This window comes from Microbacterium sp. ZW T2_14 (assembly GCF_044987405.1).
Classification (GTDB): Bacteria; Actinomycetota; Actinomycetes; order Actinomycetales; family Microbacteriaceae; genus Microbacterium.
Map to the genome: position 1 here is coordinate 67,990 of NZ_JBJDRK010000008.1, position 24,104 is coordinate 92,093.

The 24,104-nt window shown below is 70.3% G+C and carries 26 protein-coding genes; 13 read left to right on the forward strand and 13 right to left on the reverse strand.

Translation table 11 applies throughout. The annotated features are described in order from the left end of the window. Window positions 1-65 precede the first annotated feature (65 nt). Window positions 66-968 carry a siderophore-interacting protein gene (locus ACI3KY_RS04620; RefSeq protein ID WP_404929030.1) on the reverse strand — a complete coding sequence of 301 codons (903 nt, stop codon included), beginning with the start codon at window positions 966-968 and terminating at the stop codon, window positions 66-68. Between the two features lie 155 nt (window positions 969-1,123). Here ACI3KY_RS04620 and ACI3KY_RS04625 point away from each other — a divergent pair, with 155 nt between their 5' ends. Then, window positions 1,124-1,282 (forward strand): hypothetical protein, encoded by a 159-nt coding sequence (locus ACI3KY_RS04625; RefSeq protein ID WP_169583593.1) that lies wholly within the window; start codon window positions 1,124-1,126, stop codon window positions 1,280-1,282. A gap of 131 nt (window positions 1,283-1,413) precedes the next feature. Then, a complete protein-coding gene (locus ACI3KY_RS04630; protein WP_404929031.1) occupies window positions 1,414-2,511 on the forward strand; it encodes a fatty acid desaturase family protein in 1,098 nt (365 codons plus the stop codon). Window positions 2,512-2,821: 310 nt separating this feature from the next. Here the strand turns inward: ACI3KY_RS04630 and ACI3KY_RS04635 are convergent, their stop codons facing one another. The 3 genes from ACI3KY_RS04635 to ACI3KY_RS04645 are packed head-to-tail and all read right to left on the reverse strand — an operon-like array spanning window position 2,822 to window position 5,335. Next, on the reverse strand, window positions 2,822-3,475 hold the full coding sequence (locus ACI3KY_RS04635; protein ID WP_404929061.1) for a response regulator: 654 nt from the start codon (window positions 3,473-3,475) through the stop codon (window positions 2,822-2,824). Continuing rightward, window positions 3,472-4,602 (reverse strand): sensor histidine kinase, encoded by a 1,131-nt coding sequence (locus ACI3KY_RS04640; RefSeq protein ID WP_404929032.1) that lies wholly within the window; start codon window positions 4,600-4,602, stop codon window positions 3,472-3,474. Before ACI3KY_RS04640 ends, ACI3KY_RS04635 begins: the two co-directional genes overlap by 4 nt. 4 nt (window positions 4,603-4,606) lie before the next feature. Further along, window positions 4,607-5,335 carry a DUF2306 domain-containing protein gene (locus tag ACI3KY_RS04645; RefSeq protein ID WP_404929033.1) on the reverse strand — a complete coding sequence of 243 codons (729 nt, stop codon included), beginning with the start codon at window positions 5,333-5,335 and terminating at the stop codon, window positions 4,607-4,609. Between the two features lie 163 nt (window positions 5,336-5,498). Between ACI3KY_RS04645 and ACI3KY_RS04650 the strand changes: the two genes are divergently transcribed. Next, the gene (locus ACI3KY_RS04650) at window positions 5,499-6,356 is read left to right on the forward strand and encodes a CPBP family intramembrane glutamic endopeptidase (RefSeq protein WP_404929034.1); all 858 of its coding nucleotides are present in this window, start codon (window positions 5,499-5,501) and stop codon (window positions 6,354-6,356) included. Between the two features lie 63 nt (window positions 6,357-6,419). Here the strand turns inward: ACI3KY_RS04650 and purD are convergent, their stop codons facing one another. Next, a complete protein-coding gene (gene purD, locus ACI3KY_RS04655) occupies window positions 6,420-7,694 on the reverse strand; it encodes a phosphoribosylamine--glycine ligase (RefSeq protein WP_404929035.1) in 1,275 nt (424 codons plus the stop codon). 60 nt (window positions 7,695-7,754) lie between these two features. Here purD and ACI3KY_RS04660 point away from each other — a divergent pair, with 60 nt between their 5' ends. After that, window positions 7,755-8,123, forward strand: coding sequence for a sterol carrier family protein (locus ACI3KY_RS04660; protein ID WP_404929036.1), 369 nt, complete (start codon window positions 7,755-7,757; stop codon window positions 8,121-8,123). Window positions 8,124-8,396: 273 nt separating this feature from the next. Further along, entirely contained in the window at window positions 8,397-8,750 is a 354-nt protein-coding gene (locus ACI3KY_RS04665; protein WP_404929037.1) for a potassium transporter Trk, read from the forward strand. 9 nt (window positions 8,751-8,759) lie between these two features. On the opposite strand, the gene ACI3KY_RS04670 is transcribed toward ACI3KY_RS04665, so the two are convergent. Beyond that, window positions 8,760-9,371 (reverse strand): zinc-binding alcohol dehydrogenase, encoded by a 612-nt coding sequence (locus ACI3KY_RS04670; RefSeq protein WP_404929038.1) that lies wholly within the window; start codon window positions 9,369-9,371, stop codon window positions 8,760-8,762. 1,495 nt (window positions 9,372-10,866) lie between these two features. Here ACI3KY_RS04670 and ACI3KY_RS04675 point away from each other — a divergent pair. From ACI3KY_RS04675 to purF, 3 genes are all read left to right on the forward strand, one after another. After that, entirely contained in the window at window positions 10,867-11,730 is an 864-nt protein-coding gene (locus ACI3KY_RS04675; protein ID WP_404929039.1) for an endonuclease domain-containing protein, read from the forward strand. A gap of 260 nt (window positions 11,731-11,990) precedes the next feature. After that, on the forward strand, window positions 11,991-13,157 hold the full coding sequence (gene purM / locus ACI3KY_RS04680) for a phosphoribosylformylglycinamidine cyclo-ligase (protein WP_404929040.1): 1,167 nt from the start codon (window positions 11,991-11,993) through the stop codon (window positions 13,155-13,157). A 69-nt stretch (window positions 13,158-13,226) separates the two neighbouring features. Continuing rightward, window positions 13,227-14,687, forward strand: coding sequence for an amidophosphoribosyltransferase (gene purF, locus ACI3KY_RS04685; protein WP_404929041.1), 1,461 nt, complete (start codon window positions 13,227-13,229; stop codon window positions 14,685-14,687). Window positions 14,688-14,920: 233 nt separating this feature from the next. On the opposite strand, the gene ACI3KY_RS04690 is transcribed toward purF, so the two are convergent. Continuing rightward, entirely contained in the window at window positions 14,921-15,523 is a 603-nt protein-coding gene (locus tag ACI3KY_RS04690) for a TetR/AcrR family transcriptional regulator (RefSeq protein ID WP_404929042.1), read from the reverse strand. A 149-nt stretch (window positions 15,524-15,672) separates the two neighbouring features. Between ACI3KY_RS04690 and ACI3KY_RS04695 the strand changes: the two genes are divergently transcribed. Further along, window positions 15,673-16,395 carry an SDR family oxidoreductase gene (locus tag ACI3KY_RS04695; RefSeq protein ID WP_404929043.1) on the forward strand — a complete coding sequence of 241 codons (723 nt, stop codon included), beginning with the start codon at window positions 15,673-15,675 and terminating at the stop codon, window positions 16,393-16,395. 144 nt (window positions 16,396-16,539) lie between these two features. Here ACI3KY_RS04695 and ACI3KY_RS04700 read toward each other — a convergent pair whose 3' ends face one another. Together ACI3KY_RS04700 and ACI3KY_RS04705 are read right to left on the reverse strand one after the other, a co-directional pair. Next, complete coding sequence (locus tag ACI3KY_RS04700) at window positions 16,540-17,334, reverse strand: strictosidine synthase (protein WP_404929044.1); 795 nt, start codon at window positions 17,332-17,334, stop codon at window positions 16,540-16,542. Window positions 17,335-17,367: 33 nt separating this feature from the next. Then, window positions 17,368-18,228, reverse strand: a complete 861-nt coding sequence (locus ACI3KY_RS04705) for an alpha/beta fold hydrolase (RefSeq protein WP_404929045.1) — start codon at window positions 18,226-18,228, stop codon at window positions 17,368-17,370. A gap of 170 nt (window positions 18,229-18,398) precedes the next feature. Between ACI3KY_RS04705 and ACI3KY_RS04710 the strand changes: the two genes are divergently transcribed. Continuing rightward, on the forward strand, window positions 18,399-19,655 hold the full coding sequence (locus ACI3KY_RS04710; protein ID WP_404929046.1) for a CynX/NimT family MFS transporter: 1,257 nt from the start codon (window positions 18,399-18,401) through the stop codon (window positions 19,653-19,655). A gap of 52 nt (window positions 19,656-19,707) precedes the next feature. Continuing rightward, a complete protein-coding gene (locus tag ACI3KY_RS04715) occupies window positions 19,708-20,094 on the forward strand; it encodes a TIGR02611 family protein (RefSeq protein ID WP_404929047.1) in 387 nt (128 codons plus the stop codon). A 102-nt stretch (window positions 20,095-20,196) separates the two neighbouring features. Here the strand turns inward: ACI3KY_RS04715 and ACI3KY_RS04720 are convergent, their stop codons facing one another. Then, window positions 20,197-20,394 carry a DUF3073 domain-containing protein gene (locus ACI3KY_RS04720; protein ID WP_194412044.1) on the reverse strand — a complete coding sequence of 66 codons (198 nt, stop codon included), beginning with the start codon at window positions 20,392-20,394 and terminating at the stop codon, window positions 20,197-20,199. Window positions 20,395-20,562: 168 nt separating this feature from the next. Between ACI3KY_RS04720 and ACI3KY_RS04725 the strand changes: the two genes are divergently transcribed. Then, complete coding sequence (locus ACI3KY_RS04725; protein WP_404929048.1) at window positions 20,563-21,102, forward strand: universal stress protein; 540 nt, start codon at window positions 20,563-20,565, stop codon at window positions 21,100-21,102. Window positions 21,103-21,192: 90 nt separating this feature from the next. On the opposite strand, the gene ACI3KY_RS04730 is transcribed toward ACI3KY_RS04725, so the two are convergent. Both ACI3KY_RS04730 and ACI3KY_RS04735 read right to left on the reverse strand, forming a co-directional pair. Further along, complete coding sequence (locus tag ACI3KY_RS04730) at window positions 21,193-21,801, reverse strand: PadR family transcriptional regulator (protein WP_404929049.1); 609 nt, start codon at window positions 21,799-21,801, stop codon at window positions 21,193-21,195. Beyond that, window positions 21,801-22,760 carry a DUF4097 family beta strand repeat-containing protein gene (locus ACI3KY_RS04735; RefSeq protein ID WP_404929050.1) on the reverse strand — a complete coding sequence of 320 codons (960 nt, stop codon included), beginning with the start codon at window positions 22,758-22,760 and terminating at the stop codon, window positions 21,801-21,803. The genes ACI3KY_RS04730 and ACI3KY_RS04735 overlap by 1 nt, the downstream gene beginning before the upstream one ends. A 272-nt stretch (window positions 22,761-23,032) precedes the next feature. Between ACI3KY_RS04735 and ACI3KY_RS04740 the strand changes: the two genes are divergently transcribed. Then, the gene (locus ACI3KY_RS04740; protein WP_404929051.1) at window positions 23,033-23,812 is read left to right on the forward strand and encodes a MerR family transcriptional regulator; all 780 of its coding nucleotides are present in this window, start codon (window positions 23,033-23,035) and stop codon (window positions 23,810-23,812) included. Between the two features lie 85 nt (window positions 23,813-23,897). On the opposite strand, the gene ACI3KY_RS04745 is transcribed toward ACI3KY_RS04740, so the two are convergent. Continuing rightward, entirely contained in the window at window positions 23,898-24,062 is a 165-nt protein-coding gene (locus ACI3KY_RS04745; RefSeq protein WP_194412039.1) for a hypothetical protein, read from the reverse strand. Between the last annotated feature and the right edge of the window lie 42 nt (window positions 24,063-24,104).

The window sequence follows — 24,104 nt, forward strand, 5'->3', positions numbered from 1 at the left end:
GTCCGACCGCGGATCCACCCGCTCGCCGCCGGGCGAGCGGGTGGATCGCGACCTCGGGGGCTGACTCAGTCCGGGTCGGAAGGGTCGATCGGCGCGTGGTGATCGAAGCCGGCGGCGCCGCGCTTCCAGTACCCGCTCAGCGCGACCTGCTCGGCCGGCAGCGCGAGCGTGCGGCGCAGGTGACGGCGGACGGGGATGAGAGCGGATGCCTCGCCCGCCGCGAAGACGAAGGTCGAGGCGTCCACCCCTACGGTGTCGAGAGCGGTGACGAGCGCGTCCGGGTCGCCGGCGTCGGGCCGATGCACCCTCACGTCGGTGCGGCCGGACGTCTCGCCGATGTATGCGTCGACCCACGCTCCGTCGTCGGCGGTGGTCGCGATGACGTCGACCGTCGTGGTGGCAGGCACTTCGGCCGCCCACCTGGTCGCCGACGGCAGGGCGGTCTCATCGACGACGAGCACCAGCCGGGCCGCGCCCTGGGGCGCTGCCCGCGAGCCGCGCGGACCCACGAACACCAGCTCGTCGCCGACGCCCGCATCGCTCGCCCAGCGTGAGGCGGGACCGGGTGACGGGTGCAGGTAGAAGTCCAGCTCGACAGCGACCTCCCCGCCCGCCGCGGTCACCCGCAGCGGGGTGAAATCGCGGGCGTGCATGGGTGCATCCGGCCGCACGATGCCGTCCTCGCCGGGACCCGCCGCGGTCGGTGCGACGAGCTCACCGGTCTCCGGATCCGGGAAGAACACGCGCACATGGTCGGCGGGGCCGCCGCTCTGGAAGTCGCCGAACTCAGGACCGGTGACGCGCACGCGCAGCAGCGCCGGAGCGACCTGCTCGACCGAGACGACGTGTGCCCGGCGGGCCGTGAAGCGGTGGCGTCCCCCGGCCCCGACCCCGCGTCGCCGTTCTTCCGTGCCGGGGCGGGCAGCGCGGGGGCTCAGCGCAGAGGCCGCGGTCGGGGCATCCGTCATGGTCTTCTCCTCACCTCGGGCGGCAGGAGCCGCCCGTTCCAGCAAACCACGCGACGCTATGGACCGACCGCTCGCGGCTGAGAGGGGCCTAATCCCGTAGAGGCGCGGTTGTCAAGCGGTTGGCCCGAGCGCCGGCATCCGTCCACGATGGTTCCATGACCGGACTCGCAGTGATCCTGCTCATCGTCGGAATCGTCCTGCTTCTGCTGGGCGTGTTCATCGAAGCGGCGAAGTTCCTGCTGTGGATCGGCCTCGTCATCATCGTCATCGCGGTGATCGCCTGGCTGATGCGCTTCATCCGCCGCCAGACCTGACCGGCCACGCGATCGCGCCTGGGCACTGCCGCAGCGCGTGACATCGGCGTAGCCTGACCCAATAGGGACGTCCCGGACCCCGACATCCACGGACCGCACGCGCGTGCGGCCGGAGGATCGGGGACGAGCATATGACCGACCAGCTCACCGGCGGCGTCCGCGCCACGGTGGCCCGAACGCCCCGAGCGGGCAACGACTTCACCGACCTCGCCAAGATCATCGGCACCAGCGGTCTGATGCGCCGCCGCTACGGGTACTACTGGACCAAGCTCATCGGCGCCGTGGTGGTGCTCGGCGCAGCACTGGTCGCCTTCTTCCTGATCGGCGACACCTGGTGGCAGCTCTTCACGGCCGCAGGATTCGCGATCCTGTTCACGCAGATCGCGATGCTCGGCCACGATGCGGCGCATCGGCAGATCTTCGTCTCCGGTCGGTGGAACGACTGGACGTCGATGGTGCTGGGCAACCTGCTGGTCGGGATGAGTTACGGCTGGTGGCAGCACAAGCACACCCGCCACCATGCGAATCCGAACAAGATCGGCTCCGATCCGGACATCGAGCTGCCGGTCGTGTCGTTCACCCCCGACCAGGTGGAGCAGCGCGCCAACCGCTACGGACCCGCGCTGGCCTGGGTCATGGCCCACCAGGGGATGTTCTTCTTCCCGATCCTGCTGCTCGAGGGCCTGTCGCTGCATGCATCCAGCGTGCGCCGCGTCGTCGCGCGTGAGCCGCTGCGTCGCCGCAGTGCCGAGATCGTCTTCCTCGTGCTGCGGATCGGCGGCTATCTCGCCCTCGTGTTCCTGGTGCTGTCGCCTGGCATCGCCGCGGTCTTCCTGGCGGTGCAGCTGGGCCTGTTCGGCGTCTACATGGGAATGGCCTTCGCCCCCAATCACAAGGGGATGCCGCTGGTGCCGGCCGAGGTGAAGGTCGACTTCCTGCGCCGGCAGGTGCTGATGAGCCGCAACATCCGGGGCAGCAGGCTGCTCGACGTGGCGATGGGCGGGCTGAACTACCAGATCGAGCACCACCTGTTCCCGTCGATGCCGCGTCCTCATCTGAGGAAGGCCTCCGGAGCGATCAGGGACTACTGCGCGGCTCACGACGTGCGGTACACCGAGACGGGACTGTGGGAGTCCTACCGGATCGTCACGCGCTACATCAACCGGGTCGGGCTCGGCGAGCGCGACCCCTTCGAATGCCCCCTGCTGCAGCAACGGCAGGCGGTCTGACCGGCCTGGGGCCGGGTGCGTGAGCTCGGGTGTCGTCCGCGACCTGCTGTGGGGTCGAGTCGCAGACGATGGGTCGATCTCCCGCCCGGAGCGCCGGCTCAGGCGTCGTCCGCGACCCGCTCTGGGGGGCGGGTCGCGGACGACGTAAACGTCGTAGCGCGGCCGGCGCGGCTGGACCCGGCCGGCGGCTGGACCCGGCCGGTGGGTGGACCCGGCCGGCGGCTGGACCCGGCAGATGGGTGGACCCGGCTGGCGGCCGGACGCGGCCGGCCGACCGCACGGCGGAGGGAGGGGTCGGTGGGGGCCGGGCTCAGCGCCGCCGTCGGCCGCGCTCGTGCGCCCAGATCGCGAGTTCGACGCGATTGCGGGCGCCCAGCTTCCCTGTGATGCTTCCGAGGTGCGTCTTCACGGTGCTGAGCGAGATGTGCAGTTCATCGCCGATCTCGCTGTTGCCGAGGCCGCGGGCGACGCCGGCGAGCACGGCCTCCTCGCGCTCGGTGAGCGGGCTCGACGGGGGGCGAGGCGCTTCGGGTGCGTCACCCGCGAACGCCTCGATCAGCCGTACCGTCACGTTGGGATCGATGAGCGCATCGCCGCGGGCCGCCGCGCGCACGGCCTCGCCGAGCAGCACCGGGCCGGCGTCCTTGAGCAGGAAGCCGCGCGCACCGGCCCGCAGGGCGGCGTAGACGTACTCGTCGAGGTCGAACGTCGTGATCACCACGACGGGGATCGGATCGGCGATGGCCGGCCCCGCGATGGCGCGGGTCGCTTCGAGGCCGTCCATCATCGGCATCCGGATGTCGAACAGGCACACGTCGGGACGGAGACTGCGTGCCAGCGCGACCGCCTGCGCGCCGTCCGCGGCCTCGCCGACGACCTCGATGTCGGGCTGGGAGTCCAGGATCATGCGGAGCCCCGTGCGGACGAGGTCCTGGTCATCGGCGATGAGTACGCGCACCGTCACGTGGTCCACCCCTTCCTCGGCAGGGACGCGGTGACGGTCCATCCGCCGCCCGGGGCCGGGCCCGCCTCGACCGTGCCTCCCAGGAGCGCCGCGCGTTCCCGCATCCCTGCGATGCCGAATCCCGGTGTGACATCCGTCGCCGGCGCGCCGTCGTCGTGGGCCGCGAGGAGCACGCCGGCGTCGTCCACACGCACATCCACGTCGACGCGGGTGGCGTTGCGCGCATGGCGGCGCGCGTTCGTCACCGCTTCCTGCGCCAGCCGGAAGACCACCGCGGCGATCGGCGCCGGCACCGCATCGACATCACCCTCCAGCCGCACGGCGACCTCGGGGCCGGTGCCCGCCGGCTGCGCGAGCCGGCGCACGTCGCCGAGCCCCGGTGTCGGCGCGAGCTCCGCCTCGCCGGCGCGTCGCAGGACGCCCACCATGGCGCGCATCTCCTGCAGCGTGCGGGTCGCCTCGCCTTCGATGGCCCGCAGCGCCGCGGCCGCGGCATCCGGATCCGTCGCGGCGACCGCCGTGCCCGCCTGCGCCTGGATGGCGATCGCCGAGACATGGTGGGCGACGGTGTCGTGCAGGTCGCGGGCGAGCTGCTCGCGCTCGCGCAGGCGGACGTGGTCGAGTTCGCGGGCCCGCGCACCGGAGCGCCACCGGAACGCCAGGCCGAGCACGCTCGTCGTGAGGGCGACCGCGATGCCGCCGATGAGATCGCCGGGCGTCGGTGTGCCGGTCACGAACGACAGTGCGAGTCCGGCGGCCACGAGCACGCCGCCGAGTACCATCGCCCGGCCGGAGCCCCAGCGGAACACGGCGTAGAGGAGCAGGAGGAAGTACGCCGTCGTGTACAGCTCCGACTCGGCGCCGGTCGCGAGCCCCACCACGGTGCCCGTGACGAACGCGATCGCCAGCATGGTCAGCGGCCGCGTGCGTCGCCAGAGCAGCGTCGGCACCAATGCCACGAGCACGACGGCCCAGAGCCAGCGCCACGGGACGTCGGGACGAACGGATGCCTCGACCACCGCCAGCGGAGCCAGCACGCCGACGAGCGCCCAGTCCCGCCAGACGCGCCGCGGCGGTGCCGGCGAGGCCGGCGGCGCGTCCCAGAGCGCGCGGACCGGGCTCGTCATGCCCTCATGATAGGTGGGCAGCGGGCACCGCCGATCGGACGGCGGGGCGCCCGCCACCGGCCCCTCGCCGCGCGCGACGCCGGATGACCACCTCGGCGACGGCGAGGTTGATCGCCCATGCCGCGCCCATGAGCACCGAGTGCATCGTCTGGCTCGGTGTTCCGAGAGCGAGAGTCCAGGGCAGGAGCGTGAGCACCTGCGTGCCCGCGCCGAGACCGATCGCGTAGGCCCGGGTCATCCATGCACTGTGTCTGGGTACGTCACCGCGCCGGATCGCGAGGAACGCGACGACGATCGCGGCGGCCATCCCCGTACCGAGGACGACGCGCATGACGATGAGGGCCGGTCCGTTCATCTCGGTGGGAATCGCGTAGAAGACCGCCATCCACACTCCGGACAGCGCCGCTGTCAGGCCCGCCGGCACGAGGATGCGCCCCGCGATCCGATGCCAGCGGCGCCTGCGCAGGGAGGGCGCGAACTGCAGGGCTCCGAGCACGAGGTAGACGCTCGCGCCGACCGCGTGGAGGATCACCGGGATCGGCGACGCGAAGAACCGCGCGTTCTCCGGCGTCACCTCGACGCCGATCGTCAGCGCCGTCACGCGGAACGCTCCGGCGACGACCGGCACCAGGCTGAGAGCGATGAGCCCGGCCGGCACCAGCCATTCCGGAGGCCGTCGGCGGGGGCTCGGGTGCGTGCGGGGCTGTGGCGGGCGAGAGGAGGCGATCGACATACGGCAACCATCGCTCTGCGGGGCTGTGCGGCACATCGGCCGTGCAGCCCTTCTCTCCTCGTCCGATCGGCCGAGGCGGGCGGCACGCCGAGCCGGGTCGCGCGGTCTGCGAGGCCTAGGCTCGAAGCGGACCGCCCCGGAATGCGGCCCGAAGGAGACATCCGTGAGTGAGACCGATCAGCACGTCAGCTCCGAGGCCAGCGCCTGGAAGCGCTTCTGGGAGCGCGGCGGGTGGTGGCGAGCCCTGATCCTGGTCGTCGGGTACTTCGTGCTCTACCAGGGGGCATCGTTGCTGCTGGCGCCGATCGCGCCGTCGATCGAGGACACCGAGAGCGCCGGCTACGTGCTGTTCTTCTACGCGCTCCCCATCCTCATCGGCGGTGTCATCCTCGTGGCCTTCGGCCTGTCGGTGGGCTGGCTGCGGGAGCTGTTCGCCCGGCAGCCGATCCGTGGACGGGGCTGGATGTGGATCGCGGTCGCCGTCGTGCTGCTCTTCAACGTCCTGCGCTTCGCCACCATCGACTACGCCGAGGTCGACTTCGGCTACGTGGCGTCCTGGCTCTTGGCGGGACTGTTCATCGGTTTCGCGGAGGAGGTCCTCACCCGGGGCTACGTCGTGAACCTCATGCGCAAGGCCGGCCACCGCGAGATCGCGGTCGCCCTCGTGTCGGCCGCCCTCTTCGCAGTCCTGCACGCCGGGAACCTGCTCTCGGGTCAGTCCCTGTTCACCACGGTCATCCAGTTGCTCTACACCTTCGCGTTCGGCATCTGCATGTACCTCACGCTCCGCGTGACGGGCAACCTGATCTGGCCGATCCTGCTCCATGCGAGCACCGATCCCAGCATCTTCCTGCAGTCCGTGCATCCGGCCGACGGCCCGCTCGCGACGATCGCGGGGTTCGGCAACATCCCCGTGATCATCGTGGGCCTGCTCGCGATCGCGTTCATCCGCGGGCGCGTGACGACCGACACGGATGCCGCGACCGTCGTCGGCGGTCCCACGCCGGCCTACGACCGCTGACGTGAACGACGGGCGCCACTGATCCAGGGGCGCCCGTCGCTTCGGGCGCGTGCGGACGCGGGGTCAGAGTCCCTCGGCGACCCGCGCGGCGATGTCGGTGCGGTGCTGGCCCCCATCGAGCCGGATCTCGCCCAGCGCGCGATAGACGCGCTCGCGGGCTTGCGCGAACGTCGTGGCGACGGCGACGACGTTGAGGACGCGGCCGCCGGTGGCGACCAGACCGCCGTCGCTCTCGGCGGTCGCGGCGTGCGCGACATGCACGCCGTCCGCTGAGGCCGCTTCGTGAAGACCGGTGATCGTGCGCCCGGTGATCGGCGCCGCGGGGTAGCCCTCGCTGGCGAGCACCACGGTCACCGCGACATCGTCGGCGAACGCCGGACGGGGGAGATCCTCCAGATGACCGGATGCCGCGGCCAGCAGCAACTCCGACAGCGGGTCGACGAGCCGGGGGAGCACGACCTGGGTCTCGGGATCGCCGAAGCGCGCGTTGAACTCGATCACCTTGACGCCCGTGTCAGTGAGGATGAGCCCGGCGTAGAGCAGTCCGATGAACGGCGTGCCCTCGGCATCCATCTGCCGGATGACCGGCTCGGCCACCTCGCGTGTGACCAGGTCGACGAACTCGCGCTCGCTGCCGAACTTCCCATCCAGCCACGGCAGGGGTGAGTACGCGCCCATGCCACCGGTGTTGGGGCCCTCGTCGCCGTCGAGCAGGCGCTTGTAGTCCTGCGCGGGGCTGAGCGGCAGCACGTGGTCGCCGTCGCTGAGGAAGAAGAGCGACACCTCGGGGCCGGCGAGGAACTCCTCGACCAGCACGGGGCCCGACGGCAGGTACTCGTCGGCGTGGGCGAGGGCCGCGGCGCGGTCGGACGTCACGATGACGCCCTTCCCGGCGGCGAGACCGTCGGCCTTCACGACGTGCGGGGCGCCGAGCGCGTCGAACGCGGCCTCGACCTCGGCATGGCTGGCCGCGCGCACCGCCCGTCCCGTCGGTACGCCCGCGGCGTCCATGATGCGCTTGGCGAATGCCTTCGACCCCTCGAGCTGCGCCGCGGCCTTGCCGGGCCCGAACACCGGGATGCCGCGCTCGCGCACCGCGTCGGCGACGCCTGCGACCAGCGGTGCCTCGGGGCCGATCACGACGAGGTCGATGTTGTTCTCGTTCGCGAAGATCGTGACGGCGCCGGGATCGTTCACATCGAGGGCGACGAGCTGCGCGTCCTGTCCGATGCCGGCGTTGCCGGGAGCAGCGAAGACCTCGTGCTCGGTCGCCTCCGACCGCAGCGCCAGGATGATGGCGTGCTCCCGCGCGCCCGAGCCGAGAACCAGGATCTTCACGCGCTCCAGCCTACCGACGCGCCTCGCGGGGTTTCGGGCGCCCGGCGTACGGTGGAAGGCGTGGCACGCAAGATCTCGACCGACGACGGCCGCGCCGCGCTGAGCGCGGTCGGGGCGGCGGCTGCGGCATCCGTCCCTCCCGCCCGCACCGACAACGCGACAGCTGTGCGCTATCTCCTGCAGCTGCTCGCCGAGAAGGCGCCGGGCAACTCGGTCGAGGTGCGGGTGCCGCCGTTCGGCGCGGTGCAGATCATCGAAGGGCCGCGGCATACCCGCGGCACGCCGCCGAACGTCGTCGAGACCGACCCCGCGACCTGGATCGCGCTGGCGACCGGTGCCGAGCAGTGGACGGATGCCGCCGCCGGAGGCCGCATCAGCGCCTCAGGCACGCGCGCCGACATCTCCGACCTGCTCCCGCTGCGCCCCTGACCTTCCTCCGTCGGGGCGGCCGTGGCGAAACGACTCGGGCCGGTGCGCTGCGCCGGGTGCGGGCGTTTCGTCTCGCTCGTTCCTCGCTCGCTCAACGACCGGGAAGAGGTCTGGCGCGTTTCTCGCTCGCTCATCGACGGGGGACAAGGACTCGGTCGTTGAGCGAGGGAGCGCCAGCGACCGAGGCGAAACGCCTCGGGTGCACGAGATGCCCAGGCATCGCGCTTCGCCTGCCCCGGCGCGATCCGGGGCGCCGAGTGGGACAATGGACGTATGCCCGAGCACAGCCAGGACCACATCGAGACCGCGCGCGTGCGACGTGCGCCGAAGATCTCGGTGTTCCTCATCCTCGGCGCCTTGCTCGGCGTGGTTGTCGCGATGATCCTCACGTTCGCGTTCAACGGCACCGCCGAGGCCAGCCCCAACACCGGCGTCGAATACTCGCAGGCCCAGGTGTTCGGATTCCTCGCGCTGATCTGCGGCACCATCGGCCTTGCGCTCGGCGCCGTCGTCGCGCTGATCTTCGACCGACGTTCACGGCGTCACACGCACGACATCACCGTCGGCCACGCGTCTGTGCACGTCGATCCGGAGCCGGGAACGAACGGTCACGGCTCCGCGCACTGACGCCGCGCGCTACGCGAGCTCGGCGATGATCGGGTGGATGGCGGTGTCGAATGCCGCGACGTCCCCCCGCAGTCCGTCGGTGACGGCGACGGTGAGGGATCCGATCCACCACACGCCCCGCTGATTCAGCGGCAGCACCTGCACGTTGAGCTCGAACGAGTGCGCCCGCCGCCCGACCTGCCGCTCGTGCTCGGCGATCGCACCGGCATAGGCGCGATACGACGTGCCGGTGCTGTGCGAAGCCTCCTTGCGGTACCGCGCGTGCGCCTCCCGCGCGTACGCGAGGGCCTCGGGTGCGTGCGGAACGAAGGCGGATCGCAGCTCGTCGCAGCCCTCGACGGGCAGCGCGAGCACAGTGTCGAATCCGTCGACGAGGTCGAGGGGAACCTCTGACGGATGCGCCTGCGGCTCGACCGTCATCGCCCAGTACTGGCGCCACTGTCGTTCGAGCGTCGCCTGCGCCTCTTCCGACCGGTCGTTCGCACGCGGCGGGATGCCGCGGAGGTGCGGCAACTCCTCCGGTGAGCGGATGCCGAGGACCTGACGCAGATAGAGCGCAAGAAGCACCGGCTGACCGGCGTCTTCGCGGATCAGCCACTCCGGTGCACCGGCGCCGCCCATGCCGTCCATTCTAGATCCGGCCTCACCACTCCCGCCCCGTTGCGCGGCATCCCGCTGCCCCCGATCCGCGGCATCCCCTCCGGTCTCGGTGCGTGGGTTCGGCGCCGCGCCCGTAAGAAGCGGAGGAGATGTGAAGAGCGGAGGAGGTTCTAGCCCGAATCCCTCCTCCGCTCCTCCCATCTCCTCCGCCCCTGGCACCTGCGGGAGGGGCAGAGCGGGTTCGGTTTTCGGAGCGGGCTCGAGTTTTCCCGAGTGCGTGGCACGCGGATGCCGCGGCCCCCGGCATCCATTCCCCTCTTGATGCGTGGGTTCGGCGTCGCGCCCGTCACGGGCGGAGGAGATGTGACGAGCGGAGGAGGTTCTAGCCCGAATCCCTCCTCCGCTCCTCCCATCTCCTCCGCCCCTGGCACCTGCGGGAGGGGCAGAGCGGGTTCGGTTTTCGGAGCGGGCTCGAGTTCTCTCGAGTGCGTGGCACGCGGATGCCGCGGCCCCCGGCATCCGTTCCCTTCTTGATGCGTGGGTTCGGCTCCTCCGCCCGTCACGGGCGGAGGAGATGTGACGAGCGGAGGGTGGCCTGGCCCGATTCCCTGCTCCGCTCCTCCCATCTCCTCCGCCGATGACGCGGACGGGAGAGGCAGAGCGGGTTCGGTTTTCGGAGCGGACTCGAGTCCTCCCGAGTGCGTGGCACGCGGATGCCGCGGCCCCGGCATCCGTTCCCCTCTCGATGCGTGGGTTCGGCGCCGCGCCCGTCACGAGCGGAGGAGATGTGACGAGCGGAGGAGGTTCTAGCCCGAATCCCTCCTCCGCTCCTCCCATCTCCTCCGCCCCTGGCACCTGCGGGAGGGGCAGAGCGGGTTCGGTTTTCGGAGCGGGCTCGAGTCCTCCCGAGTGCGTGGCACGCGGATGCCGCGGCCCCGGCATCCGTTCCCTTCTTGATGCGTGGGTTCGGCGTCGCGCCCGTGACGGGCGGAGGAGATGTGACGAACGGAGGAGGGTCTGGCCCGACTCCCTCCTCCGCTCCTTCCATCTCCTCCGCCGACGACGCCGACGGGAGGACGGCAGGAGTTGCCGACGAGAGGAAGGCAGGAGGGTCGGGCGCCGAAGGAGGGCAGGAGGGTGGGTGCGGAGGCAGGCACGGGTCGACGCCGCGACAGGGCTTGTTGCAGGTGCTCGGCAGCGGTCCGCGGCATCCGTTCCGGTATCAATGCGTGCGTCCGCCCGGCACGGACGTCACGGGCGGAGGAGATGTGACGAGCGGAGGAGGGTCTGGGCCGAATCCCTCCTCCGCTTCTCCCATCTCCTCCGCCGATGACGCCGACAGGAGGAAGGCAGGACCGTTCCGCGCGGCAGGAGGGCAGCCGGGGCGATGCCGGACTGCGCGTCGGCTCCTCCCCAGGTGCGCGGCGCCGGCGGGATGTCCACAGACAGCGTTGCCGTGGCTTCGGGCGCAGGCGAACCGCCCGACGATGTGGAGATGGTTCAGGGCGGAGCTGAGATGCGAGCACGTGGTCTGGTCGCGGCGGTGAGGGATGCCGGCGGCATCGGGCGCCGTGCGACGTTCGCGAAGCGCGGGCACTCGCAGCGGACGATCGATGCGGCTGTGGCGGCGGGACTCCTCCACGTGGTCCGCAGAGTCTGGATCGCCGTGCCCTCGGCGGACCCGTACCTGGTGGCGGCGGCGCGAGCCGGGGTCGTCCTCTCGTGCGTGACGCGTGCGCGTCGCCTCGGGTTGTGGGTCGAGAGCGACGCCGCGGCGATGCACGTCGCCGCTCACCCGCACGCGGGACGCGTCGCCGTGGCGGAGGACGTCCGTGTTCATCGGGCAGTGCCGGTGATCGCGCGCGACCCCGCGGCGCTGGAGGACCCGATCGAGAACGCGCTGGCCATCATCTGCGCGTGCCAGCCTTTCGAGGCCGCTCTCGCGAGCGTCGAGTCGGCGCTCAACAAGTCGCTGGTGAGCAAGCCGTCGCTGCTCCGCCTGCCGTTCGCACCGGGGGTCCGACAGATCATCGAGGCGGCGAACCCCTACTCCGACTCGGGGCTGGAGACGTACATCGTGCCGCGTCTGGCCTGGATGAGGCTGCGGATCGTGCCGCAGGCGTGGATCGCCGGGCATCGGGTCGACTTCCTGATCGGCATGCGACTCGTGCTCCAGATCGACGGAGGGCACCACGTCGGCAGGCAGCGCGCGAGCGACAGCGCCCACGACGCCCTGCTCCGGCACATGGGCTACCACGTGATCCGCGTCGGCTACATCCAGGTCGCCGAGGACTGGCCGGGCGTGCAGGCGCTGATCATGCAGGCTGTCGCGCAGGGGCTCCACCTCGCCGAGACGTGGTCGGAGGCCGCCCGGGTGTGACGGGGGGAGGAGATGTGCGCAAGGGAGGAGGAATCGCCGCCAAATCATCCTCCGCTCCTCACATCTCCTCCGCCCATCGCGGCGGCGGGCAGGGCGCGGGGTCACCTGCGCGCGCAGAGGCCGCCGGCGCGGCGCAGGGCGGGGTCACCTCCGCGGGGCAGGCGGCGGATACACGGAAGAGGGACGGATGCCGCGGCCCGGCGTCGTGCGGCGTCGTCACCCGGCATCCGTCCAGGCACGCCGCCGGTAGGCTGGTGACCGTGGCCTCATCCGAACGCGATGCCCCCTCCCGCCCCGCACAGCCCGTGAACCCGTACACGGCTGCCGGCGTCGACACCGCCGCCGGCGACCTCGCCGTCGAGCTGATGAAGTCGGCGGTGCGCCGCACGCAGGGCCCCGAGGTCCTCGGGGGCGTCGGCGGATTCGCCGGTCTCTTCGACGCGAGCGCGTTCAAGGCCTACGACAAGCCGCTGCTGGCCACCAGCACCGACGGTGTCGGCACGAAGGTCGCCATCGCACAGGCTATAGACAAGCACGACACGATCGGCCAGGACCTCGTCGGCATGGTCGTCGACGACATCGTCGTGGTCGGCGCGAAGCCGCTGTTCATGACCGACTACATCGCCTGCGGCAAGGTGTTCCCCGAGCGCATCGCCGACATCGTCCGCGGCATCGCGGCGGGCTGCGCCGAGACCGGCACGGCGCTCGTCGGCGGCGAGACCGCCGAGCACCCCGGCCTACTGGGCATCAACGACTACGACGTCGCGGGCGCCGCGACCGGCGTGGTCGAGGCCGACCGAGTCCTCGGCCCCGACCGGGTGCGCAGCGGCGACGTCGTTCTCGCGCTGGCCAGCTCGGGCCTGCACTCCAACGGCTACTCGCTGGTGCGCCACATCGTCGCCGGCGCCGGCATCCAGTACGGCGACAAGTCCGCCGACCTCGGCGCGACGTGGGGCGAGGCCCTGCTCGAGCCGACGCGCCTCTACACGCGCCCGCTGCTGCGCCTCATCGCCGACCACGGTGACCGGGTGCACGCGCTCAGCCACGTGACCGGCGGCGGCATCGCGGCGAACCTCGCACGCGTGCTGCCGCAGGGCACCTGGGCCGAGCTCGACCGGTCGACATGGTCGCCGTCGCCGGTGTTCCGCGTGCTGGCGGACCTGGGCGACCTCGACCTCATCTCCACCGAAGGCACCTGGAACCTCGGCATCGGGTTCCTCGCCGTCGTGGCGGCCGACAAGGCGGATGCCGCGGCATCCGCTCTCTCCCGCGAGGGCATCGCAACCTGGCAGGTGGGCGTCGTGCGCGACGGCGAGCGCCCGGAGGGCCACTGGGAGCAGGGCGCCAAGGGCGTCGACGGCGGCGCCGTGCGCCTCGTCGGCTCGTACGCGGACGACGGATCACGCGCAGACCACTCGGCTCACTGAGCCGCCAGAACGACAAACCCCGGCTGAACGACACGCCGGCTGAACGACAAGACGGAGCAAGCGACACCCATGTGCGGAATCGTCGGAGTGGTGGGCCGTGGGTCTGCGAACCAGGAGATCTACGACGCGCTTCTGCTGCTGCAGCACCGCGGTCAGGACTCCACCGGCATCGCGACCGCCGAGCGCAACGGGGTCGTGCACCAGCACAAGACCCGTGGCCAGGTGCGCGAGTCCTTCCGCACCCGTGACATGCGGGCGCTGCTCGGCGAGATCGGGCTCGGCCACGTGCGCTATGCCACGAAGGGCACCGCGTCCAACGAGGAGGAGGCCCAGCCCTTCTACGTGAACGCGCCCTACGGCATCGTGCTCGTGCACAACGGCAACCTCACGAACACGCGGGAGCTCACCGAGGAGCTGTTCCACAAGGACCGCCGTCACCTCAACACGTCGTCCGACACCGAGCTGCTCGTCAACGTGCTGGCGAACGAGCTGCAGGCGTCGATCTCCGGACTCGAGCTCGATCCCACGCAGGTTTTCCAGGCCGTGAGCCGCGTGCACGACCGCGTCGAAGGCTCATACGCGGCGATCGCCCTGATCGCGGGCTACGGTCTGCTGGCGTTCCGCGACCCGTTCGGCATCCGTCCGCTCATCCTCGGCACGCGCAAGCACGAGGACGGCCACTACGAGTGGGTCGTCACGAGCGAGTCGCTGGTGCTCGAGAACGGCGAGTTCGAGATCGTGCGCGACGTCGATCCCGGCGAGGCCGTGTTCATCGACCTCGAGGGCAACCTGCACACCCAGCAGTGCGCGACCGATCCCCAGCTCGTGCCCTGCTCGTTCGAGTACGTGTATCTCGCGCGGCCCGACTCGGTCATGAACGGCATCTCGGTGTACGAGGCGCGCCTGCGCATGGGCGACCGGCTCGCCGACACCATCGCGAAGTTCACCCCGCGCGAGGCGATCGACGTGGTCATGCCGATCCCGGACTCGTCGCGACCCGCCGCGATGCAGGTGGCGCGCAAACTGGGCGTCGAATACCGCGAGGGCTTCTACAAGAACCGCTACGTCGGCCGCACGTTCATCATGCCGGGCCAGGCGGCGCGCAAGCGCAGCGTGCGCCAGAAGCTCAACGCGATGTCGAGCGAGTTCAAGGGCAAGAACGTCCTGCTCATCGACGACTCCATCGTCCGCGGCACGACGTCGAAGGAGATCATCCAGATGGCCCGGGATGCCGGGGCCAAGAGCGTCACGTTCGCCTCCGCGGCACCGCCCGTGCGCTACCCGCACGTGTACGGCATCAACATGCCCTCGCGCCAGGAGCTGGTCGCCCACGGGCGCACCATCCCCGAGATCGCGGAGGAGCTGGGAGCCGACTTCGTCGTGTACCAGGAGGTCGAAGACCTGAAGGCGGCGATCCTCGAGGGCTCGGACGTCGAGGACCTCGACATGAGCTGCTTCGACGGCCGCTACATCACGGGCACCGTCACCGACGAGTACCTCGCCTGGGTCGAAGGTTCGCAGGAGTCCTGACGGCCGCGTTCGACGGCCGGGGAGCCGGGCGGTTCGACGCGCTGCGTCTCGCTTCGCTCGCTCGACGGCCGGTGCGGCTGTCCGGTTCCCGCGCCGGTCGTTGAGCGAACGAGGGCACGAGCGCGACGAAACGCCCTTGGGCGCGATGTTCGGTCCCGGTCGTTGAGCGAGCGAGGAACGAGCGAGACGGAACGCCCGCGGCGCGGCGGACCCGGCGGCTCGGCGGTCCCGAGTCAGGCCGGGAGCAGCACGCGGACCTGACGGCTGATGTCGTCCACGATCTCGTCCACCGAGAGGCCGATGTTAACGGTGGCGGCCATGCTGACGAACATGATGGCCGAGACGACGTGCGCGAGCGTGGCCGCGTCTTCGGGACTCGTGCGCCCGTCGCGCTGCAGGACGCTCGCGACCGCCTCTTCGGTCTGCACGGTGAGGGCGAGCGCCTCGCGGTGGTGCGGCTCCTCGGGATCGCCGAAGACGATCTCGCGCAGGTACGTGCGCCCGTTGTCGATCTGCACGCGATTGCACTCGACGACTGCGCGAATGATGGCGGTCACCGCCTCGAGCGGGTTCGCGACGCCTTCGGCCGCGGCTCTGCCCTCGGCGAGCGCGTCGACGTAGCTGGAGTTCTGCACCAGCAGGAGCAGCTCGCCCTTGTTCTTGGCGTACAGGAACAGCGTTCCCGTGCCGATGTCGGCCTTGTCGGCGATCTGCTGCGTGGTGACGTCGTCGACGCCGTGCTGCGTGAAGAGCTCCCGGGCTGCGGCGGTGATGCGCTGGAGCTTGTCCTGCTTGTTGCGCTCGCGTCGACCGACCGGCTGAGTGTCGATGGCCATGACGTGATCCTCCGGGGAATAGACACTGACTGACTTCAGTTCTGATTATAGTCAGAAATGTGTGGACTCGGATGTTCTTCGGTTCATTGTCCCACGGACGTTCCGCACCGCCCCGGTGCCGATCTCGCTCAGCAGACAGGAATGCGCACATGCCCTCACTCAACGGAGCCGTCGTGCTCGTCACCGGAGCCAACGGCGGAATCGGGACGCAGTTCGTCCGCGATGCGCTGGCGCGCGGGGCGAGCAAGGTCTACGCGACCGCTCGCAACCCACGCGCCTGGAACGACGACCGGGTGGTGCCCCTCGCGCTCGACGTCACCGACGCGGCGTCCATCGAGGCGGTCGCGGAGGCTGCCGATGACGCGACAGTCCTCATCAACAACGCCGGTGCACTCCCGGCGACGGCGAGCCTGCTCACCGCGACGTCCGCCGACATCCGCGCCACCATGGAGACGAACTTCTTCGGGCCCGTCTTCGTCGCCCGTGCCTTCGCGCCGATCCTCGCCGCGCGACCCGGCTCCGCCCTGGTGGATGTGCACTCGGTCGCCAGCTGGTACGCCATGGGCGGGAGCTACAGCGCATCCAAGGCCGCGCTCTGGTCGGCCACGAACTCGCTGCGGGTCGAGTTCGCTGCGGCGGGCGTCCACGTGATGGGCGTTCACATGGGCTACGTCGACACCGGCATGGCGGCGCACGTCGACGGACCGAAGATGCTCCCGGACGAGCTGGTCGCCCAGGTCTACGACGGCCTGGAGGCGGGCGCATACGAGATCGTCGCCGACGGCATCTCGGCTCAGGCGAAGGCGGCGCTGAGCGGCCCGGTCGAGGCGCTCTACCCCGAGCTGCAGGCAGCGACGGCCGGGAGCCGGTGATGACATCGGTCACGCAGGTCGCGATCGGCGCAAGCCGGATGCCGAGCTGACGTCTCGCACCGAGCGCAGACGAGATCGAGGGCCGCAGCGGGTGCTGCGGCCCTCGGTCTCGGTGCCCGGTGTCCGGTGGCGAGACGTGGTGACCTACTCCCGATAGTGGGGCAGGATGACGCCACCGCTGACGTAGGTCAGCGCCGCGGCGACATCGTAGGCGTGGATCGCCGACCCGCGGGACCCGATGGTGCCCGACAGCCGCTCGACGTCGCGGCTCGCGAAGAACGCCGCGCGGGCCGCCACATCGTCGAAGCCGAGGCTGACCGAAGCGTGGAAGCGCCGATCGGCGGGGTTGTCATGGGCGACGTTCGGCGTGTCCCACAGCCGCTCGTTCCAGGGGAGGAAGGTCTGGGTCCGCAGTTCTCGCAATGCGCCGGTCGCGCCGAGTGCGGGCGCGAGCTCCGCCGTCACGAACCTGCGGAAGGCGCGTCCGCTGACATCGGGCCGCCTGCGGAGGTACACGAGGGCGCGCGCGCCCGGCCGCCGCCCGGGCTCCGCCACGTCGTACCACCGGGCGGAGTATGGCGGTCCCGCGTACAGGAGGGTCCGCCGAAAGACGTTGATCTCGTCCTGGAACGCCAGCCGCGTCTGCGCGCGACCCCGCAGCGGCGCGAGGATCGACCGGAATGCAACCTCGGCCACGCCGTCGATTCTCCGGTCGGCGGGGATCTCCGTCTCGACGCCTCGCGTGTCGGGCCAGAGGCCGGGATTGCGCTCCGCCAAGTGGATCTGCCGGTATTCCTCGAGCCCCGGGGTCGCCGAGATGATCCCCGAGTGGGGCCCCTTCCAGTAGTCCATGCTGGTCTGGCGGGGGTGATCGGAGCGGACCCACAGCAGGATCGACGAGGTCAGCGGCTTTCGCCTGTATGCGGCGCCGGTGGTCATGTGCTCGTTTCCTTTCGATGACTCGGGATGCCGTCAGCGCTCGAGGAAGCCGGCCGCGACGGGCGCGAACTGCTCGTGGAACTGGAAGATCCCGCCGTGTCCGGAGTCACGGTAGATGACGAGTTCGGATCCCTGGATGCGGCGGTGCAGGTCGTCCGAGAGCACCGAGGGCACCATGCGGTCGTTGTCGCCGTTGGCGATGAGGGTCGGCTGGGTGATCGTCGAGAGGTCGGCCGGCGCCGAGCGCCCCCACTTCTTGATCGCTTTCAGCTGGGTCCGCAACGCCTTCGTCGTGATGGGTGCGTCGCGGTCGACGGTGCGCTCCTGGAGGCGCTTCACGAATGCCTTGGCCGCGAGCTTGCCGGTCGCGTTGCGGTTGAAGAAGAGGAACTCCTTCGGGTCGGAACGCGTCAGCGTGGCACGCAGGATGTCGTAGTAGGTGGTGCCGGCGACCTTGTCGATGTCCTTGCCGCCCGCGGGGCCGGTCCCGGTGAGGACGAGCTTGCGCACGAGCTCGGGATGCTTGACCACGAGCGCCTGCGCGACCATGCCGCCGAGCGAGAAGGCGAAGACGTCGATCGTGTCGAACCCCAGTCCGCGGATGAAGGCGTAGGCGTCGTCGGCCATCGCCTCGACGCTGTCGGGCACCTCGCCGGTCGAGGCGCCGACGCCGCGGTTGTCGAATGTGACGACGTGGCGATCCTTAGCGATCGGATCCACGATGCGCGGGTCCCAGTTGTCCAGGGTCGCGGCCAGGTGGACGAAGAAGACGACGGGCACGCCGCCCTTCGGCCCCAGCTCCCGATAGGCGAACGTGACCCCGCCGGCGGAGATGGTGCGGGTCGGTGCTTGCGCATAGGACGTGATGACGGGGCCGCTGCTCGTCGTGCTCATGGTGGTCTCCTCTGGTTGCTGCGAAGTCGGGTGTGGACGCGGACACTGGTGCCGAGTTCACTCAAGTATGAGTGTACTCAGTAATGAAGTCAATGGCGAGATGCGCCGGCAGTCATGCCTGACCCCGGCCTGGCGAGCCTGAGTATCGCCCGGCCACCTAGGGTTGATAGGTGAGCTCCCCCTCGTCCCGACCTCTCTGGCAGGGCCGAGCGCTCGCCCTCGTAGGCATCGTGCTGTTCGCCTTCTCGCTGCGTTCGGCGGTCGCATCGCTGTCGCCGCTGTACGACCACATCGCGGTCGACTTCGACGTGCCGGCCGCGGTGATCGGTCTCATCGGAACCGCACCGCCGGTCTGCTATGCGGTGTTCGGCCTGCTCACACCCGCCCTCGAACGTCGGTTCGGCCTGGAACGGCTGGCGGTCGTGGCGATGGTGGTCGTGGCGATCGGGCTCATCGTCCGCAGCCTCGCACCGGGCGACGGGGTCCTGCTCGCCGGCACGGCCCTGATCTTCGCCGCGGTCGGGGTGGGCAACATCCTGCTGCCGCCGCTCGTGAAGCGGTACTTCCCGGACCGCGTCGGTCTGATGACGACCGTGTTCTCGACGACGATGGCGCTCGCGACCTTCCTGCCGCCGCTCGTGGCTGTGCCGGTGGCGGATGCCTCGGACTGGCACGTCTCGCTGGGGCTCTGGGCCGTCTTCGCCGTGGTGGCCACCGTGCCCTGGATCGGGCTGGCCGTGCGCCACGCGGCCGTCGAGAAGAGCCGTGCCGCAGCGGCCGCGGCGTCGGACGACGACATCGAGCAGCCGAGCCCGCGCGCGTTCGGACGCATGTGGCGGCTTCCGATCGCGTGGGCGCTGCTGGTGGGCTTCGCCGTGTCGAGCACCCTCGCCTACACCGCGTTCGCGTGGCTGCCGACGATCCTCGTCGACATCGCGGGCGTCACGCCCGCCGTGGCCGGGGTGCTGCTGGCGCTGTTCGGGTTCATGGGACTGCCGGCATCCTTGGCCGTGCCGCTGCTGGTCACGCGCGCCAACGCGACACGGGTGCTGTTCGGCGTCGCGGTGGGTACGGGATTGGCCGGTATTGCGGGGCTGCTCTTCGTGCCGACCGTCGCGCCGTGGCTGTGGGTCGCGCTCTTCGGACTCGCGCCACTGCTGTTCCCGATGATCCTGGTGCTGCTGGGCCTGCGCACCCGCACGCACGAGGGCGCGGTCGCGCTGAGCGGCTTCGTGCAGAGCGGCGGCTACGCGATCGCCGCGCTGTTCCCCGTCGGCATCGGGCTTCTCCACGACGCCACGGATTCGTGGACGGCCCCGCTCATCGTGCTCGCCGCCGTGGTGGCCGCGGCGATTCCCGCCGGCGTGGTGGCGGCGCAGCCGCACACCGTCGAGGATGACTGGGAGCGGCGACACGGCGCCTGGTGAGGCATCCGAAGTTCCCAGGCGGTTCGCGATATATCGTGTTAGGTTCCCGAACGTGACCACTGCCGATCCTGCCGAGACCCCTGTGACGCGTGAGTCTCTCGAGACCCGCGTTCGCACCGACATCGCCGCTGCGGAGGTGCCTCACCGCCCGATCCGCCGGATGCTGCGCCGTGCGCGCGTCTGGATCGACGCGCATCCACGCCTCAACCGCGCCTATCGGTTCGGGGTCGGCACGGCCGGCGGCGTCCTCGCGGTGGGCGGGCTGCTGCTCGTGCCGCTGCCGGGGCCGGGCTGGCTGGTGGTCTTCCTCGGGCTCGCCGTGCTCGGAACGGAGTTCCACTGGGCGCGGCGGATGGCCGCTGCGCTCAAGCGCATGCTCGACCGGTTCTGGGCCTGGTGGCGAGCAGGGCGCGCCGCGCGCGCAGGCGACGCGGCGTAGCGACGGGCGGACCCTGTCCGCCACGGCCATGCCGGATTGCGGGCGCGCTACTCACCCCGCACCCGCGCTCGAACGTGGGGGAGGGTGAGGCGACGAAGGACTCTACGCCTGCGACGACGACGAGACGGGCGAGGTCTCGTCCTCGTCTTCGTCGTTGTACTGGTCGGCCCACTTGTCGACGAACTCGTCGTCATGGTGACCGAGCTCGCGCTCGAGTGCCGAGTAGTTCACGTTGTACGTGTCGTACTTCAGCTCACGGGCGATCTTGGTGTGCTTCGCCTTCTGACGGCCACGCCCCATGCGAGACCCCCTCATTTAAGGTCGCGGGCTATTCTGCGGGCTCTGAGCCTCGCAAACCCGGGCATTCACGAATCCGGCTTCGAACCGGTAAGAGTAGCATTCAGGATAACACGGAGCCCCGGTAACCCGGCGGCTGCGGCCCCACCGGCGTAGGAGGAGTGCGGACATATGACCGATGAGGCATCCGAGCCGCAAGGCGATGCGACGACCGACGAGAGCCTGCACGGTGCTGTCATCGCGGGAGTGATCCCCGACCAGTCTCCGCGGGTCCTGAAGGAGGCCGCGCGCTACGCGAAGCTGCTTCAGGTGCCGCTGGTCGTGGTCCACGTCGACGTCACCCGGTTCGTGACCTACGAAGACCCCGACGGGTACGTTCACTCGGCACCGATCGACATCAACATCGCCGCGGGCGAGGGTGAGCTGGCGAAGGTGCAGGATGCCGCGGCATCCGTTCTCGGAGAAACCGGGCCCGACTGGACCGTCCGCCAGCTCGTCGGCGATCCGGCCATGGCGATCAAGAGCTTCGCCGATCACATCGATGCGCGGCTGATCGTCGTCGGCACCCGCAAGCGCGGGTTCGGCGAATCGGTCCGCGAGTTCTTCACCGGCTCGGTCGGCGTGCGCCTGGCGCACCGGCAGCACCGGCCCATCCTGATCGTGCCCCTCGGCGAGCCGGTGCCCGACGACGAGGAGATCTGGCCGGCCTGAGCAGGCGACGCCGACGCAGAAGGGTGGTCCCGCCGACGGCGGGACCACCCTTCGTGCTTCGAGAATCGTGTGCGAGCAGGATGCCGCGGCTCAGCCGCGCAGCGTGCGCGTGATGTCGCGGGCGACGCGGTCGAGCTCGCTCGCGACCTGGTCGACGAGCGAGGCGGCGAGCTCGCCGCCGCGCGCCACGTGCACGCGGACGTCGCCGCGCACGTTCGCACGGAACTCGTTGACGACGGCGTCGAGCCGCTGCATCTGCTCGCGGCTGCGCACCCGCGGGTCGTCCTCGCGGGACGGCTGCGGCGTCGTCTTGCGCTCGTCGCGCGAGGCCGCCGCCAGGTCGGCACGCAGGCTCTTCATCGCCTCGCGGACGCTGCCGCGCACCTCGTCGGCGATGAGGCGCACCGAATCGGCGAGCCCGGCCTCGATGCCCTCGAGGTCGCCCGAGCGCGACTGCACCTCGGCGTGACCGGCCTCCGTGATCTCGTACACGGTCTTGCGGCCGTCGACGGACTTGGTCACGAGACCTTCCTCCTCGAGCTTCGCCAGGCGCGGGTAGATGGTGCCGGCGCTCGGGGTGTACGTGCCCCCCGTGCGGTCCGACAGGGCCTGCATGATGTCGTAGCCGTGGCGCGGCCCTTCATCGAGCAGGTTCAGCAGGTACAGGCGCAGATCGCCGTGTGAGAAGACCGGGGTCATCACACTTCTCCTCGGTCGAAACCGGCCGCAGCTTCACGGGCAGCCGACTCGTCTGCAGCCGTCTCGCCGGCGGGCGCGGGTGGAGTGGACGTGGTGGGCTCGGGCGCGGCCGCCGCGACGGGCGCCGCGTCCGGGGCAGCGGACGAGGTGCGGCGCAGCACGGTGATGTCGCCCGAGACGCTGTGCGCGCGGACGTCCGCGAAGCTGCCGCTCAGCTCGCCGACCGAGCCGGCGTAGTTCGTGGTCGGGCCCGCGCCATTGCCGCGGCGAACGACGCCATCGACCTGGACGCGGCCGCTCACACTGCGGATGACGTAGTTGGCCGGGTAGCCCTCGTCGAGCCGCACGGTCGAGCTGCCGCTCACCGTGTTGAGGCCGACCGAGAGGATCTCACCGGTCGAGTCGACCAGCACGGCACCCGACACGGTGTCGATCGTGGCCTTGCGCAGGGTGCCCGTGGCCGCGACGTCGCCCGAGACGCTGTTGGCGTTCAGCGCGCCGACGAGCTCGCGCACCTGCACGTCGCCCGAGACCGCGTTGACCGACAGGTCGCCGGTGAGGCCGTCGACGATGATGTCGCCCGAGACGGTGTTGAGCGAGGCGTCGCCGCGGAGGCCCGAGACGAGCGCGCTGGCGCTGACCACGCCGAGGGTGAGAGCGACGTCGCGGGGGACGGCCACGCTGATCTCGGCCTTGGGCCCGCCGGCTCCGAAGTTGCGGAACACCTCGAGGAAGTTGTCCCAGCGCAGCTGCGGGTGGTCGATCTCGACGTGGTCCTCTGCCACCTCGATGCGGAGGTCCTTGACGGTGACGTCGTGCACTTCGATGCGGATGCCGGGCTCGTCGTGGGCGATCACGTCGATCTGTCCGCCGACGAGTCCGATCTTGAGCGTGCGCACGGTCTCGATGTCGATGACGCGCGTCTCGCCCGGGTGGATGATCCACTTCTCCAGGGTCATGACTGTTTCTCCTGCGTATCTCTGGGGGTGATCCATATCGCGATATATCGCGTATTAGGAGACTAACACGATATATCGCGTGTCTGTCAAGCGGGCGTTCCGGATCTTCAGGTTGTTCCGGGTTTGGGGCGCACCGCGAACACTTGGGGCGCGCGCGGTGCGCCCCAAGTGCACGCCGCGCGCCCCAAACCCCGTAGTGAGCGGATGCGGGCGCTTGACCTTGCCGCTACGTCAACCTTTAGCGTGGTGAGCGAACCACGAGAGGAGGCGAGATGGACGAGCAGGAATGGTCGATCCAGCAGATCGCGAAGCTGGCGGGCACCACGAGCCGTACGCTGCGCCACTACGACGACATCGGCCTGCTCGCGCCCTCGAGCATCGGCCACAACGGCTACCGGTACTACGACCGGACGGCGCTCGTACGGCTGCAGCGCATCCTGCTCCTGCGCGAGCTGGGGCTGGGGCTGCCGCAGATCGCGGACGTGCTCGAGCGCGAGACCGGCGAAGAGTCGGCTCTCGAAGCTCACCTGGCGTGGCTCCGTCAGGAGCAGGATCGCCTGGCGCGACAGATCGCGTCGGTGCAGCACACCATCGAGGCACTGAGAGGAGGTGAAGGACTGATGGCAGAGAACATGTTCGACGGCTTCGACCACACGCAGTACAAGGACGAGGTCGAACAGCGCTGGGGCAAGAAGGCGTACGCCGACAGCGACCGCTGGTGGCGCTCGATGAGCGCCGATGAGAAGGCCGCGTGGCAGCAGCGCGTGGCCGACCTCGGCCGGGACTGGATCGCGGCCGCGGAGGCGGGGATCGCTCCCGACAGTGACGAGGCGCAGGCGCTCGCGAAGCGCCACGTCGACTGGCTGACCGGCATCCCGGGAACGCCGGCGTCCGCCCCGGGCGGAGACGTCAAGGGCTACGTGGTCGGCCTCGGCGAGATGTATGTGGCCGATCCGCGCTTCGGCGCCAACTACGCGACGAGCGAGGGCGGCACCCGCGGCGCCGAGTTCGTCCGCGACGCGCTCCGCGTCTATGCGGACGCGCAGCTCTAGTACGGCATATGACCCCGCGAAGACAGACGGATGCCGCGGCCCACTTCGGCCGCGGCATCCGCTGTCTTCACAGCTGTGGTGCAGATCAGGTGTTGCGGTTCCCGCTGATCACTCTGAACAGGAATGCGATCAGCGCGATGACTCCGACGATGATGGCCACCCACAGCAGCCAGCTCAGTGCGGAGTTGAGGCCGCCGACGATCGCGAGGACGATCGCGACGACGATGATGATGATCAGGGCGAGGTTCATGGGACGTTCTCCTTCTGCTTCGTCGATGCACGGGATGCATCG

Excerpts from the sequence above, each read along its gene's own strand:
- ACI3KY_RS04720 (WP_194412044.1), bottom strand. The coding sequence starts at position 20,394 with ATGGGGCGTGGCCGTCAGAAGGCGAAGCACACCAAGATCGCCCGTGAG.
- ACI3KY_RS04695 (WP_404929043.1), top strand. The coding sequence starts at position 15,673 with ATGCCCTCACTCAACGGAGCCGTCGTGCTCGTCACCGGAGCCAACGGC.
- ACI3KY_RS04625 (WP_169583593.1), top strand. The coding sequence starts at position 1,124 with ATGACCGGACTCGCAGTGATCCTGCTCATCGTCGGAATCGTCCTGCTT.
- ACI3KY_RS04665 (WP_404929037.1), top strand. The coding sequence starts at position 8,397 with ATGCCCGAGCACAGCCAGGACCACATCGAGACCGCGCGCGTGCGACGT.
- purF (WP_404929041.1), top strand. The coding sequence starts at position 13,227 with ATGTGCGGAATCGTCGGAGTGGTGGGCCGTGGGTCTGCGAACCAGGAG.
- ACI3KY_RS04640 (WP_404929032.1), bottom strand. The coding sequence starts at position 4,602 with ATGACGAGCCCGGTCCGCGCGCTCTGGGACGCGCCGCCGGCCTCGCCG.
- ACI3KY_RS04620 (WP_404929030.1), bottom strand. The coding sequence starts at position 968 with ATGACGGATGCCCCGACCGCGGCCTCTGCGCTGAGCCCCCGCGCTGCC.
- ACI3KY_RS04725 (WP_404929048.1), top strand. The coding sequence starts at position 20,563 with ATGACCGATGAGGCATCCGAGCCGCAAGGCGATGCGACGACCGACGAG.
- ACI3KY_RS04675 (WP_404929039.1), top strand. The coding sequence starts at position 10,867 with ATGCGAGCACGTGGTCTGGTCGCGGCGGTGAGGGATGCCGGCGGCATC.
- ACI3KY_RS04740 (WP_404929051.1), top strand. The coding sequence starts at position 23,033 with ATGGACGAGCAGGAATGGTCGATCCAGCAGATCGCGAAGCTGGCGGGC.
- ACI3KY_RS04735 (WP_404929050.1), bottom strand. The coding sequence starts at position 22,760 with ATGACCCTGGAGAAGTGGATCATCCACCCGGGCGAGACGCGCGTCATC.
- ACI3KY_RS04670 (WP_404929038.1), bottom strand. The coding sequence starts at position 9,371 with ATGGGCGGCGCCGGTGCACCGGAGTGGCTGATCCGCGAAGACGCCGGT.
- ACI3KY_RS04630 (WP_404929031.1), top strand. The coding sequence starts at position 1,414 with ATGACCGACCAGCTCACCGGCGGCGTCCGCGCCACGGTGGCCCGAACG.
- ACI3KY_RS04645 (WP_404929033.1), bottom strand. The coding sequence starts at position 5,335 with ATGTCGATCGCCTCCTCTCGCCCGCCACAGCCCCGCACGCACCCGAGC.
- ACI3KY_RS04705 (WP_404929045.1), bottom strand. The coding sequence starts at position 18,228 with ATGAGCACGACGAGCAGCGGCCCCGTCATCACGTCCTATGCGCAAGCA.
- ACI3KY_RS04690 (WP_404929042.1), bottom strand. The coding sequence starts at position 15,523 with ATGGCCATCGACACTCAGCCGGTCGGTCGACGCGAGCGCAACAAGCAG.
- ACI3KY_RS04745 (WP_194412039.1), bottom strand. The coding sequence starts at position 24,062 with ATGAACCTCGCCCTGATCATCATCATCGTCGTCGCGATCGTCCTCGCG.
- ACI3KY_RS04700 (WP_404929044.1), bottom strand. The coding sequence starts at position 17,334 with ATGACCACCGGCGCCGCATACAGGCGAAAGCCGCTGACCTCGTCGATC.
- ACI3KY_RS04730 (WP_404929049.1), bottom strand. The coding sequence starts at position 21,801 with ATGACCCCGGTCTTCTCACACGGCGATCTGCGCCTGTACCTGCTGAAC.